The sequence below is a fragment of the Lentzea waywayandensis genome (assembly GCF_900115955.1).
Lineage (GTDB): Bacteria > Actinomycetota > Actinomycetes > Mycobacteriales > Pseudonocardiaceae > Lentzea > Lentzea waywayandensis.
Map to the genome: position 1 here is coordinate 157,838 of NZ_FOYL01000017.1, position 13,877 is coordinate 171,714.

At 67.3% G+C, this 13,877-nt stretch carries 7 protein-coding genes; 4 read left to right on the forward strand and 3 right to left on the reverse strand.

Annotated features, from left to right (window positions below):
* Positions 1-16: 16 nt before the first annotated feature.
* The gene (locus BM417_RS41600) at positions 17-9,034 is read right to left on the reverse strand and encodes an RHS repeat-associated core domain-containing protein (protein ID WP_143139043.1); all 9,018 of its coding nucleotides are present in this window, start codon (positions 9,032-9,034) and stop codon (positions 17-19) included.
* A 107-nt stretch (positions 9,035-9,141) separates the two neighbouring features.
* The gene (locus BM417_RS41605) at positions 9,142-9,612 is read right to left on the reverse strand and encodes a hypothetical protein (protein WP_093605628.1); all 471 of its coding nucleotides are present in this window, start codon (positions 9,610-9,612) and stop codon (positions 9,142-9,144) included.
* A 264-nt stretch (positions 9,613-9,876) separates the two neighbouring features.
* Here BM417_RS41605 and BM417_RS41610 point away from each other — a divergent pair, with 264 nt between their 5' ends.
* On the forward strand, positions 9,877-10,773 hold the full coding sequence (locus BM417_RS41610; protein ID WP_245822689.1) for an aminoglycoside phosphotransferase: 897 nt from the start codon (positions 9,877-9,879) through the stop codon (positions 10,771-10,773).
* A 346-nt stretch (positions 10,774-11,119) separates the two neighbouring features.
* Here the strand turns inward: BM417_RS41610 and BM417_RS47305 are convergent, their stop codons facing one another.
* A complete protein-coding gene (locus tag BM417_RS47305; protein ID WP_143139044.1) occupies positions 11,120-11,422 on the reverse strand; it encodes a hypothetical protein in 303 nt (100 codons plus the stop codon).
* Positions 11,423-11,939: 517 nt separating this feature from the next.
* Between BM417_RS47305 and BM417_RS41620 the strand changes: the two genes are divergently transcribed.
* From BM417_RS41620 to BM417_RS41630, 3 genes are all read left to right on the forward strand, one after another.
* Positions 11,940-12,530 (forward strand): RNA polymerase sigma factor, encoded by a 591-nt coding sequence (locus BM417_RS41620; protein ID WP_093605629.1) that lies wholly within the window; start codon positions 11,940-11,942, stop codon positions 12,528-12,530.
* Positions 12,530-13,315 (forward strand): hypothetical protein, encoded by a 786-nt coding sequence (locus BM417_RS41625; protein ID WP_093605630.1) that lies wholly within the window; start codon positions 12,530-12,532, stop codon positions 13,313-13,315. The genes BM417_RS41620 and BM417_RS41625 overlap by 1 nt, the downstream gene beginning before the upstream one ends.
* 290 nt (positions 13,316-13,605) lie before the next feature.
* On the forward strand, positions 13,606-13,877 hold a 272-nt coding region (locus tag BM417_RS41630), incomplete at its 3' end, for a transposase (protein ID WP_143139045.1).

Genomic DNA, 13,877 nt, shown 5'->3' on the forward strand with positions numbered 1-13,877 from the left:
CAATCATGGCATGCACCTAGTCAGTTCGTCCGTACGGTGCACCGCACGAGCCGCGCTCCGCGCACGACGAGCCCTTCTTCACCTTGCCTCGGTTGCCCGCGCTCAGGTTGCACGCCGCACCTTCCAGACAGACGTTCTCCGGTTCCAGGTTGCCCTTCTTCGACGTGGGCACGTTCTTGTGCCCGAGGTGCATGTTGGCCGGATTGCTGGACTGCTGGCCGCAACGCCAGCAGGTGTAGGGCGGGTCCTGCGCGTCGAGCAGGTCCTGCCGGACCTTGTTCTGCCCCTTGCGGATGCCACCGGTCGGGCCGCCCGAGCTCGCCGCGATCTCCGCCGCCGTCGATCCTTCGCCGTCCCGCTTGACGTGCGGTGTCCTGGTCGCCGCCTCGCCACTGGGGTCGGAGAACACGGTCGGCCGGTTGCCGACGTACGCGTGCAGGTTGATGCCACCGGCGAAACCGATCGCGTCCTCGCTGAGGAACCGCTGCAGGACCGGGCTGTAGTAGCGGGACCGGAAGAAGTACAGCCCGGTGCCATCGTCCTCGCGACGCGTGAACTGGAACGCGTTGCCGTCATCGTTTCCGGTCGTGTACGTGCGCCCAAAGGGCTCGTAGCTGTAGGCCGCGCCCGCACCCGCCGTGTCGACCAGCGCAACAGCGTCACCTGTGGCGTCGGTGAGGAACCGGCGCGAGTTGCGCAGGTGGAATCCGTCCACACCGGACGCCGTGAGGTTCGCGGCGACCTGACCGTTCACCTTCTCCTGCGTGGGGTTCACCCCGTCGTACAGGTAGTTGGTGGTGATCCCTGCGACCGTGCGACCCACCCGACGACCGTCCGCGAGGTAGTCGAACCGCGCACTGCCCGCCGGACCCGAGATCGACGCCAGCTGGCCGCGGGCGTTCCAGGAGTAGCGGGTCGTGCCGTCGAAGACCAGGTTGCCGTCCTGGTCGTACTCGACCGCCGTCGCACCGATGGTGATCAGCCGGTTCGCCCGGTCGTAGTGGGCCGGCCCGAACGGCTCCGGCAGCATCGTCCTCGACGCCGCCCCCGAGACGCGGATCGGCTGACCGGCAGCGTCGTAGTCGTAGTTCAGCTCACCGAGACCCGCCGGGTAAGTGATCGTCTTGACGTTTCCGGCATCGTCGTAGGTGTAGGTCTGCCCGATCCCGGTACCGGGAGCACCGATCCGCTTGGTGCGGCCGACCGCGTCTCTGCTGACGGAGCTGACCGCGGTTCCTGCCTGCTGGATGTCCTGCAGGTCCCCCTTGGCGTCGTAGAGGGTCCGCGTGGCACCACGACCGGCGATGGTCATCACCTGGTCCCGGACAGTGGCGTTGTAGCTGAACGACACCGTGCCGTGCGGGGTGGTCTCCTCCTTGATCCGGTCGAGCAGGTCGTAGTCGAACGTCGACGTGCCCGCAGCTGAGTCCACCGTGGACTTCGTCCGGTCACCGGCGTCGAAGGTGTGCGTGAACTTGCTCTCGGCGCCGAAGACCGACTCGTACAGCCTGTTGAGCGGGTCGTACTTGTGCTCGGTGACGATGCCGCGGCGGCTGGTGTACTTCTCCAGGTTGCCGTTCTTGTCGTAGACCGCGTCCGCGCCCCACGAGACACCGTTCGCGTCCGTCACCGAGCGGAGCTTGTTGATCGCGTTGTAATGCATGATGGTCTCACCGCGCCGCGGGTCGACCACCTTCGTCTTGTTGCCGTTGCGGTCGTACTCGTAGGACGTGGTCCGGCCGAGTCCGTCGGTCTCCGACGCCGTGAGACCAGTCAACGTGTACGCGGTCTCGGCGACGACACCGAGCGGGTTGGTCTCGACCACCTTGCGACCGATGGCGTCGAACCCGGCCATGCTCACCCTGCCGAGCGGATCGGTGCTGCGGATGCGGTCGAAGCCCGCGTAGTCGGTGGTGCTGAACTTGGCCGCGGGATCGGTGACCTTGGTGACCAGCCCTTTCTCGTTGCTCTCGAACAGGGTCTTGCGGTTGGCACGGTCGGTGACGGACTTGACCGTGCCGCGCGCGTCGAGCTCGTAGACCGTGTCCTTAAGGAACTCGTCGGTGTACTTGGTCAGCTCACCGTTGGGCCCATTGCGCTCCCACTTCTCGGTGCGAGCATCGGCGGTGCCGGCAAGCTCGGTGATCTCCTTGATGTAGTTCCTGGCGTCGTAGGCGAAGGTGGTGCGCCGCTTCAGCGGGTCTATCACCGCCTTGCGCCGAACGCCGTCAGCCTCGTACTCGGTGATGGTCTCCTGGGCGAACTCGGTGCCGAACGCCTTGGTGTCACTGGTGACCATGCCCTTGTCGTTGAAAACGAACCGCTGCACCGCACCACGCGGATCCGTCATCTTCGTCTCGGTGATCTTGCCGTTGACGTCGGTGTACTCGAACTTCGTGACCCCGTTGTCGGCCGCCGTCTGCAGCTTCACGCGGTTCTTGTCGTCGTACTCGTTCGTCAGGTGCACGTTCTGCCGTGCGTCGGTGATCGTCTTGAGCAGGCCCTTGGCGTCCCAGGTGTACTTGGTGGTGCCGCCTTCGACCCCGGTCACCGTGTCGAGGTGGCCCGTTGGGTAGTAGGTGTAGCTGACCCTGCGGCCGATGTTGTCCTCAATGGACTTCACTCGTGGTGGGTTCGCCTCGTCGTAGGTGAACTTCACCCAGCGGCCGCTCGGCGTGGTGATCTGCGTGATCGGGCCGTCGGTGCGGACCTTGCCGTCGGTGCCTGGCGGTGCCGGTGCTCGGGTGATGGTCGTCGTGTTGCCGTACTTGTCGCGGATCTCGTGCAGCGGCGCCTCTTCGCCGATCACGATGATGCTGCCGTCGCGCAACGTCACGTCCCAGCCCGCGTCGTTCCACACCGCGACCGCGCCCTCGAACTTCGACGGCGTCGGGTCGGCCTTGAACACGGCGCCCGCGTAGTCCCCGCCGGGGGTCGTCCTGGTGAAGTGGATCTTGGCGCCGTCACCCTGGACGAGATCGAACTCCTTGAACGTCGGGAAGCCGTTGACTGTCGGTGCCCACGGGAACGCGCTGTGGTCGAAGGCCATGCCGACGCCGAACGCGCGGATGAACTGGTCACCCTGCTGGTAGGTGCGCTTGATCTCCAGCGGGGCGATGTCGTCGACGACCAGGTCGGTCTGCTCGTCGACCAGCAGGCCGGTCGCGACGTCGACGGGGTCACCGGCCCGCTGGCCGCCCGTGGTCGGCGCGTTGGCAGGCGGGTTCTGGCCCCGCACCACGGTCATCGCGCCGGTCAGGCGGTAGAACTTCACGTCGGCGTCCGGCACGATCTGGCTGCCGTCCGCGGACACGGTGCCGTGGCCGTAGACGTGCCAGCCCTTGCCGTCCGGGTCGTAGTTGTAGAACTGGGTCCGCGTGCCCGGTGCTTCCTTGGTGTAGTTGGGGTAGACGATCGTGGCGCCCTGCGGGAACAGGTAGCCGCCACCGGGTTGCACGGTGAAGTACACCGGCACCTTCGACGGAGGCAACGGGAACGGCGCGCGGTCGATCGGGATCGGCGTGAGGCTGAGCTCGGTCACCACGTTGCCGTCGGCGTCGCGGATGACCGTGCCCGCGGGGATGCGGACCTCGAGGCCGGGAATCGCCTTCGTGGTCAGGACCGTCTCTTCGACCGTCGGGCTCGGCACCTGCACGACCGTCGACTTGTCGATCTCGGGCAGGAAGACCGTGTAGGGCAGGACGAGCACCTTGCCGGCCGCGATGTCCACGCCGATGTCGAAGGTGCCGAACGAACGGCCGGTGGTGCGGCCGTCCACGCGCAGCGAGACGTGGCCTTCCTGGAGCCCGGCCAGGGTGAACCGGCCCTGATCGTCAGTCGTGGTCTTCTTGTCCCGAGCGCTGACCGTGACGCCGGACAGCGGCTTGCCGTCCGTTGACTGGACGGTGCCGACCACGCCGGTGAAGCCGAAGGCGAACTGGAGCGGGCGTTCCCGCACCGGCTTCGGGTCGTAGCGGGTGGTCCAGTCGACGCCGTTGAGGTTCGCCGCGTCCGGACGCCACGGCAGGCCGTCGCAGGACGGTTCGGTGACCGGCTCCGCCTGCCGGTCCTCGGGCTGTGGCATGCCTTCCGGCGCGCGGCCCGGCAGGCCCTTGGGTGCCGCGGGATCAGCAGGGCGGCACCTCGGTTGGTCGAACGCCGGCTGCTTGATCTCGGTGGCCGGCGCCTGCGCGGTGGCCCGCTTGGTGATCGACACGTCCATCGAGCCGGTGACGCTGTTCGCCGGGTCGAAGACCAGGGTGTAGGTGCCGGTCGCTTTTAGCCTGGCGAAGAACTCGTAGGAGTCCGAGCTGAGGAAACGGCGCGTGGTCTCGACGGTGCCGTTCGGCGCGTACAGCGTGTAGTACGCCCCCATGTTGTCGGGGAAGTTCCGCTTGAGCGCCAGCTTGGGCAGGTCGTTCATGGTGCCGTCGAAGGTGAGCTTGCCGTTCTGCGAAGGCCTGCTGAAGGTCACCGTCTTGGCTGCACCGCTGTACTCGACCTTGCCGCCGTCCGCCTCCGACGACAGCATCAGCGTGAGCGGACCGCCGGTCGGCTCGGCGTCGGAGTTGACCGGTTCGATCGAGAACTGGTAGTTGCCCGTCGTCGGGAACTGGGTGATGTCGTGTCCGAGGAACGTGGACTGGTAAGCAGTGGTGTCCAACGCCAGGCCGTCCGGCTTGAGCACCCTCCACTTGACGAACGGGATCACGTCGGACTTCGCGCCGAACGACAGCCGCTGGCCCTGCTGGCCCGCGATCCGGCCGACGATCTTCTGACCCGGCACCGCGATCGTCACGTTCGCGGGCGGCGCATCGGGTGCGATCACGCCGACGTCCTGCGGCTCGGACATGTTGAACGTGAAGTCACCGGTGACCGCGAAGTCGGGATCGACGAAGATCCGGTACTTGCCGGTCTCCGGCAGCGACGCGACCTCGAGCTTGCCGTCGATGACACTGCCGACCGAAGTGGTGCCGTTGGGCCGGTACAGCCTGATGGTGACCTTGCCGGGAACGCTCTTGCGCACCACCATCGTGAGCGACTTGCCCTGCACACCGTCGTAGTCGAGCCACATCTCGCGGCCGGGGCGGTCGAGCACCACCCTGGTGGCGGCGTTCACCGGCAGCTTGCCGCCCTCGGCCAGGGTCGAGAGCCACGCCTTGGCGGTACCGACGGCCTCCCACCCGCTGATGAACAGGTTGTGCACGCCGTTCTTCTTGATCCGCAGGTTGCGGGTCTCCGCGGTGCCTTCCTTCAGCTCGACCTGCTGGCCGTCCGGCTCGCTCATGATGCTGACCGGGTAGCCGGGACGGCCGTTCTCGCGCATGGTGTTGTCGGTGTGGCCCAGCACCAGCGGCTGATTCGCGGTGCCGGTGAACTGCATCCGCACCGACTGACCCGGCCGGACCACCTGGTAGGAGGTCGGGTTGCCGTTGACCGCGAGCGAGCCCGCGTCGATCACGCTCGACAGCCACACCTTGCCGGAGCCGAGCTGGCCGGTGCCGAAGTTCGGGATGACCTTGTAGTTACCTGTCGTCTTGGCCTGGAACACCATCGTCGGCGTGTACTTGCCGAGCTGGGCCTCCCAGGTGCTCCGGCTGCCGTCCGGGTGCACGACGGTGACGCTGAAGACGTTGCCCGGCTCGCTGATGTCGGTGATGCCGAAGCTCATCCACTCACCGGCGGTCGCGGTGAACGGCATCTCCGGCGCCGGTACGTTCTGCTTGATCGTGAACGGCACACCGGAGCCGTCCCTGGTCAGCTTGTCGCCGGTGAGCTCGCGCGACATCGTCACGCTCACCTTGCCCGCCGCGCCGTCGTCCGGTGCGACGACGATCGTGTACGTGCCGTTGTGCTTGAACTTCGGCAGGTCCTGGTGCAGTTTGCTGCCTGCCCACAGGTCGAGCGGGTCACCCAGCGCGCGGCGCGCGTAGTCGCCGCCGTACGGGGTGAACATCCACATCGCCGAGCGGACCGGGATGGTGTTGTTCTCCAGCTTGAGGTTCAGCGCGTCGCCGATCTTGCCGTCCACCAGCACCACAGCGGCCTTGCCGGCCGGGATGTCGAGGTTCAGCGGTGTGCCGATCGTGAGCCTGTCGCCGTGGACGAGGTTGGCGCTGACGAAACCCTTGGGTGCGACGAGGAAATCGCCCACGCTCGTCGCCTCGCCGCCCGGCGTGCGAACGGTGACCTTGCCCGAGGACGCGGCGACGGGCACTTCGACCACGAGCCTGGTCGGGGACGCCTCGCGCACCCGTGCCACGGTCTGGTGGAAGCGCACGACGTTGCGCACGACGTCCGGGTCGAACCCGGTGCCGGTGATCGTGATCGCCTGGCCGGCGTCACCCTTGTCAGTGGAGAGAGCAGTGATCGCCGGTGCGGTGACGTTGCGCGTCACCTGGAACGGACGCTGGCTCGAGACGGTCTTGCCGTTGGCGGTGACCCGAACCACGCCCGCGCCCACGCCCGGCGGCACGGTGACGGTGAGTCGGCTCGTGGTCGCCGCGGTCACCGGCGCGTTGATCCCGTCGAACGTGACCGTCGTGCCCTGGGTCGTGAACCCGGCACCGCTGATCTCGACGCTGCTGCCGATCGGTGCCCGCTGCGGAACGATCGCGAACAGCGCCGCGTCGCCCGTGCCGAACCGGTCGATGCTCGTGAGGTTGCCCGCGTCGTCGTAGCGGTAGGCCGCGGACTCACCGGAGTTGTTCGCGACACCGGCGAGTTGCCCTGCGGCGTCGTAGAAGTAGTCCCTCGGACCGGCGGGCGCGCCGACGACGAACTCGTGCTTGACCGGGGCCGACAGCGCGCCGGTACCGGACACCTTCGACCAGACGGTCAGCGTGCGCCTGCCCGACCGGACCGGCGTGACCGCGAACTGGGCCGCGCCGTTCGCGATCGTCTGTTCCTTGGGCGCCGCGTCGGAGTCGAGCTGATAGACAATGCTGTCGGCTTCGACCGTCCCTTGTGGACGAGCGGTCACGTTGCCGGCCTGGCCGATGGTGCCGTGCGGCTGACCATCCGCCGGGAAGTCGGTGGACGAGACCACCGGCGCGTCCGGTGCGGGCACCGGGAGACCGCCGACCACGAAGATGTAGGTGGTCTGGGCGGACGTCTGTCCGTTGAGCGCCCACGCGGTCAGGGTGTGCGTGCCGCTCGTCGACGGGGTGAGCTGGACCTGCGTCTCCCCCGCTGCCGCGACCGTGCTGACCGGGCCGTCGTCGAGGCGGTACCGGAAACCGTTGGCGTCCAGGCTCTTCAGCGTGAACGTGCCCGCCTGGCCGGGTGCGCCGTGCGGCTGACCGTCGGCCGGGTAGTCGGTGGAGGTGACCTCCGGCGCGCGCGGCGGTGCGGGTGCGGCGGGCGCTACCTTGAACCGGTGCTGCGCGGCCGCTGACTCCTCACCGTTGGCGCCCAAAGCCTTGACCGTCAGCACGTGCTCGCCTGCGGTCGGCGGCGTGATCTTCGCTTGGGCCTTGGCCTTGCCGGCGACGTCGTTCGTCGCGCCGCCGTCGAGCTGGTAACGGAAGCCGGTGATCGGGTCGGTTCCGGTGGCCTTGAAGGTGAACGTGCCTTCGCGGCCAGGTGCGCCGTGCTCGGCGTTGTCGGACGGGTAGTCGGCCGAGGTGACGAGCGGTGTGCCCACTGCGGCCGCGCCGATCGTGGCCGGCTCGGACTCGACGGACGGGTCGGCACCGATCGCGACGACCTCGACCGCGGTCGCGTTGGCGGGGACCAGGCTCAGCTTCGTCCTGCCGTCGAGCTTCTGGAAGATCCACTCACCGTTCCAGCGGTACTTGACCGCGGTGGCGCCTTCTGCTGTGAAGACACCGTTCTCGTGCTGCACGACCGGCTTGCCGAGCGAGGCGACGCGGGTGGCGTGCAGCGAGAACTCGGACTGCTCGCCGGTGCCGTCGACGCTCGCGACCTCCAGCACCTGCGTGCCCTTCGCGGGCGGCGCGATGGCGACCTCGGCGGTGCCGGTGGGCGCGGGCAGGCGCGTGAACGCGTGCTGACCCTGCCAGCGGTAGCGGAACTCCGAGGCGCCCGGCGAACTGAAGTTGAACTTGCCCGGCTGCTTCGGTGCGCCGTGCGTCTTGTCGTCCGCCGGGTAGTCCGTGGACGTCACGCTCGGCCGCACGGTCGTGTTCGGCGTGAAGGTGGTGACGAGAACCTGGTCGCGCATGGCGAGCGGAAGACCCGTGCGCTGCTGGGCCACCGCGGTCTTCACAGCGGTGGAGACGTTCTCGTCGCCAAGGCGCGCGTTCTCGATGTTCTGGCCGGACAGCAGCGAGTTGTCCCACGTGTCCGCGCCGGTGCGGACGAGTTGGGTGAGCTCCCATGCGCCGTCCGGCACTGAGAAGACGACCGAACCGTTCTCGATCCTGGTGAGCACCGGACCGGCTTTGGTGGTGGCGCGCTCGGCCACGAACACGGTGCGCTGCTTCGCATCCACCGCGCGGATCACGCCGTCGTGTTCCAGCAGCGCGAGGCCGCGGGTGCTGATCGGGAACCGGACGTCCTGCTTGCCCTGCCCGGTAACGGTGATCCGGAACCCGTCCGGCAGCGCCTGGACCTTGACGTCCGGGTAGGTCGCGGTGTCACCGCCGACCTGCGGCGCCTCCTGCGGAGACGGTCCCCAGCCGAGGACCGTGCCGTCGTCCTCGATCGTGACCAGTGGCTCGTCGGGCTCGTCGGCCACGCGCAGGTCGAGCGCCGACGCCTTGGGCTTCAGGGTGGCCGGGTCGATGGTGGTGTCGACCGGCATCCAGCCGTTGTCGGTGCGCACCCGCTGCGGCACGGCGTGCTGTGTGACGGTCATCGTGCCGTCGGCGTTGGCAGCGACCAACCTCGTGGAGGTGGTCAGCAGTGCGACGTCGACGGGCCCGTCACATGCCGCTGCAGCGGCACGAGCAGACGGCCCGTCGGGTCTGCTCCCCGGACATTCCTCGCTCGACATCCAGTTGACCACCACGGCCAGTGAGATGACGAGCAACGCGACTACCGAGAACGTGACAAGGCGTCTTGCCCCCACGACTACCTCCAGCGCGACAGGCAGACCTTCCCCCGAGGCCTCGTCTCACCCTTGCGCCGTGGTCTATCTGGTCGCTCTCTTCTCCCTCTCGTCTCGCTCTCGCGCCCTTACGGGGCAGCGTTCTTCACGCAGTCGAGCACCGCCTGGTCCGGCTCCCGGTCCGTCGACTGGCCCTGCACGAACGCGGTGCGTTCCTCCTCGGGCCTGGTCATGTACCAGTCGGCGATGCACTCGACGGCAATGTCCGGCGTGTCCTTGGTGTTCGGATCAGCCTTGATCTTGGCGACGACGTCCTGCTTGGTCGGCCCGGACTCCGCGCACGCGCCCGCGCTCAGAAGGAGCACGAGCAACACGACAACTACCCCCAGCTTGCTCATGACTCCCGAGCATAGAAGCCCCGTCCATTCGGCAACGCCGTCGAGGACGGGCTCCGCCACCACGTGCTCGTCCGCCGTACGGGCTCGGCCGACGAGACCATCGACGACCTCGGCCGGCAGCCCACCGACGTCCTCGCGCGGGCTGGAGCCCAGCTGGTGGGTGCTGGAGCTCGGCGAGCGCGGCTTCCGCAGTTCCCGCATCCCTCAACGGCGATCTTGGAAGTCTGTTGGACAGCAGATCAGCGGTGACGCGCGATTGGTACTGGATTTGGTCGACACTGAAATAACTATGAACACAGGATTAGGGCGCAGGCTGCTGCGTGACGATGAAGTAGCTCGTCAGTTGGTGAACGAGGTGGCAGGCCTGCAACTCGCTCACCAACCTCCCCGATTGGGGCATGCCCCGTTCAGCTCCTCGCTTGGAGTGTTTCCAAGCGGTACCAAGGAACTCGCACAGTGTGCTCGGTGAGCACCAGGCGAGGGGATCCCGTGTCTGAACAGCTTGACCACCCACCCGTGCTCGACAGCGACGGCCGAACGTTGAGCGTCGACCTGAGCGAAGCCGACGCGCAGTTTCGGCAGTGGATGCACGAAAATCTCAGCCACGCCGCCGACTACTTCGGTCTCACCGTTGCCGGGCAAGTCCGGCTCGGTTGGCTGGACCGGTCGATCAGCGCACCTGTCCGAGCATCCGGCCGGCAGCTCTGGCTTCGGGTGGTGTCCGAGGACAAGCAGTGGATCGGCGGCGACTTCTGGACCGGCAACCTCGACGCCAACGTGTTCAACACACTGTCCAAGCCGCAGGTTCTCGATGTCTACGAGTGGGAAGAGTGGCGGCAGCAACGTGCCGAGCTGATGACCTTGGCGCCAGGTTCACCCTGCTCACCCACCGACTCCGTGCGCCACGCGATCGACCTTCCCGATGAATGGTGGGCGGAACTCCGCAGCGCGATCAAGGTAATCGCGGCGACGCCGACCGACCGGGTCAACGCCGATCAGGCTTTGATCACAGGAAGGATCCAGCAGCACTTCGGAAACTCCGTGAACCCCGTGGTCCGCCAATGGGAAACCGTGCACGGCGACCTGCATTGGGCCAACCTGATGGGACCGGACTTCAAGCTGCTGGACTGGGAGTCGTGGGGCCGCAGTCCAGCAGGGACAGACGCAGCCACGCTGCTCTGCTACAGCCTTCTCGTGCCGGAAACCGCCGAACGAGTGCGCGACACCTTCGCCCACGTGCTCGACACCGACCCCGGCCAACTCGCTCAGCTCTACGTCGCATCCCGCCTGCTGCACCGAGTCGACAAGGGCGACCACCCCGACCTCGCCGCACCGCTCAAGAAACTCGTCGAGACCTTGTAAGCCGACTGGATCGGCGTACCGCGGCACACGTTCTCGACCGTTCTGGGGCGCGGTGACCGTCTCTGGAAGAGACAACGCGGAGACCCTCCAGTACTTTCGCCCAGGCTTCAATGTCGCGCACGAGCGGCTGTTGCGCGAGGACGCCGGGCTAGGTGAACGGATTGAGGAACAGGACCTCTACCCCGACGTCCGGTCAAGCCTCACGGCGCTGCAGGGCCTTGGACTCCGGGTCCTCTCGGAAGAGGTCACCCCAGGTGCTGACGAGCACCATCGAACTGCATCGATGAGCTGTCCATATTGGACGATCAGCCGGTGCGGCCCCAGATGCTTCCAGAAGCCGCTCCGCTCACGCAGTCGGCGTAAGGCGAACAACGAGCTGCCGAAGCTCACGATCAACATCAACGTCAAGAAGGCGAAGTTTGCGTTCCGCCTGGTCCCTAATCGACTGATCGAACAGCGGTTCGTACCACGGCAGGAGAACCCACATCTCCACACTGGCGTCAAGTCGATTGAGTTCTTGCAGTCTCCACAAGCCATAGGTCGGCTTGGGGTCCAGCACAAGCCAACGTGCGGCTTCCACCGCGCCGTGGTCGGTCAACATGCGTCGGAAAATTGTCGCCGGGTAGCCAAGTCGAGCGAGCTCGTTCACTCCCCGCTGCATGTCACCGCTGAACCGCTGTACGAGCTCCGCATGCTCTGCCGACGCACTCACAACCTGCCCATCGCTCGGCAGCGTCGCGGCGTTAGTACACCCATTACGCCAGTCCGGTGTGATGATTCAGCGCCGGCAGCAGTTGCACTTCGTTGCAGCGCGACCGGTGCAACGGCACATCCGATCTGCCAGGCGAAGGGTTTGTCAGATGACCTTGACTGCCGCGTTCGCCTGGAAAGACACGTGCACGTGGTCCAGTGGTTGGCCATGAGACCGCCAGGGTCCTTCATCGCGGACCAGCCGCTGCCGTCGTTGTAGCAATGTCCTTCGCCAGCAACTGCCAACTCACTCCGAGGGCCTGCTGGTCGTGTGCGAAACGAGCTGAACGGCCGCGACCGGGCGCGCCTCGTACCCGGCGGCCGTTCTGGGTCTCGGAACTCCGACGCAACGCTGTAGGAGCCTGCGGGGACTTCCAGGTGTGAGGACCACTGCGGAGCGAGAGCGGGAGCGGCACATGCGGGCAGAGCCCGAAAACGTCGGCGAGGAGGACGATCAGGCGCTGTGGGAACGAGCAGCAGGCGGCGACGTCGACGCCTTTGGGGAACTGTTCCGCAGGCACTCCGGCGCAGTGTGGAACCACGCCTACCGGTTGACCGGCTCGTGGTCGGCGGCGGAGGACCTGACCTCGGCGGCGTTCCTCACCGCGTGCCGTCGGATTGGCGGGCTGACGCTGGTCAACCGCAGCGCGCGGCCCTGGCTGTTCGCCGTGATCGGCAACCTGGCCCGCAGGGAACGCCGCGGGCGAGGGCGGTTCGCGGCGGCACTGGCCCGCCTCCCGCAGAGCGGGATCGTACGAGACCACGCCGATGACGTGGCGGGCAAGATCGATGCGGACCACCGGCTCCGCGAGGTGCTCGACGCCGTCGCCGGGCTGCCCAGGGCCGAACGCGAGGCCGTCGAACTCTGCCTGGTGGGCAACCTGTCCACCGCGGAGGCCGCGGCTGTGCTCGGCGTCACCGAAGCGAGTGTCCGCTCGCGGATATCCCGCGCCCGCTGCCGGCTCCGCGCCACGACCCTGACCGCCATGACCACCGAGGAGCGATGATGGACACCGACATCGATCTGCCCGCGGACCGTCCGATGCCCGTCGAACTCCAGGAACACCTGTGGAACCGGCTCAGGCCACAGGTGGCGGCCACCCTCACCGGCAGGCGTCGCCGCTCGGCCGTCCTGCCGCTGTCGGCAGCAGCCGCCGTAGGGTTGCTCGTCGTCGGCGGCGTGCTGGTGTTGGGCCAGGACGACGCGCCTCGCCGGACGATCCCCGCCTCCGACCCGGCCGACGTGCAGCTCGCGCACGACTGCGTCACCGCCACCGTGGCTTCCGGGGTCGAGGTGCCTGATCCGGGGAGTTGGACGCCCGGCGTCAAGATCGACGCGGACACCGGCTCTGGAAACGGCGCCGCCTGGCCGGAGTTCCTGATGATCCGCAACGACAGGGCTGCGGCGCTGTGCCTGGTCGCCGGCAGCTCGACCGGCGGCATCACCGGCGCCGACGTCGCCGCGATGGAAGGTCGCGGAAGGCACAGCTATGCCACGCTCACCGCCGCGCGCCCGTTCGACTACCTCGACGCCTGGAATTTTCTCGATGGCACGAGCATCCAGTTCGGGATCACCACCGAGGACGTAGTCGCGGTGTCGGTGGTGTGGCAGGACGGCAACGTGACGCCCGCGTTGCTGCACGACGGCACGTTCGCGGTGAAGATCGACCGCGGCGAGATGTGCGGCAGGCCCGGCCACATCAGCGCGACGCCCGTGGCGAGCAACGTGGTGCGGGTGACGCTCGGCGACGGCCAGGTCGTCGAAGGTCCGCTGTGCAAGCCCACCGGGTAGGCGCCACCCGCCAGGGCTAGTGCCGCAACAACACTTATGTGATCGGTAGCGGACGCATGTCAGGCGTGATGACTGATCTTGTTGTCGGTCTGGATCACCAGCAGGTGCGTGGCCGGCCTGGTATGCCCACATCGCCCTGTCCATGCTCGCGCAAGCGTGGCTAGATGTCGCCAGATCCGTTGCCCGAAAAGGGAATCGGCGTCAGCGAACCGTGCATGATCGACGCCGATCTGATGAGGTGTTCCGTGCCGGGTTTGATGGAGACCATCAAGCCTGGATGATGAGGAGCAATGGCCCCACCGAAGAAGTACCCAGACGAGCTGCGTGAGCGGGCGACCCGGATGGTCGTGGAGGCCCGTCGGGATCCGGCGTCCGCGGTCGGGGCGATCAAGCGGATCGCCGAGCAGCTCGGGATCCACCCTGAGGCGCTGCGGACCTGGGTCAAGCGCGCGGAGATCGACGCCGGTGACCGGCCTGGTACCACGACCAGCGATGCGGAGCGGATCGCGCAGCTGGAGCGGGAGAATCGGGAACTGCGCCGTGCCAACGGGATCCTGAAGTC

Coding starts and splice junctions, on each gene's coding strand:
- BM417_RS41605 (WP_093605628.1), bottom strand. CDS start 9,612: ATGCGGGAACTGCGGAAGCCGCGCTCGCCGAGCTCCAGCACCCACCAG.
- BM417_RS41620 (WP_093605629.1), top strand. CDS start 11,940: ATGCGGGCAGAGCCCGAAAACGTCGGCGAGGAGGACGATCAGGCGCTG.
- BM417_RS41625 (WP_093605630.1), top strand. CDS start 12,530: ATGGACACCGACATCGATCTGCCCGCGGACCGTCCGATGCCCGTCGAA.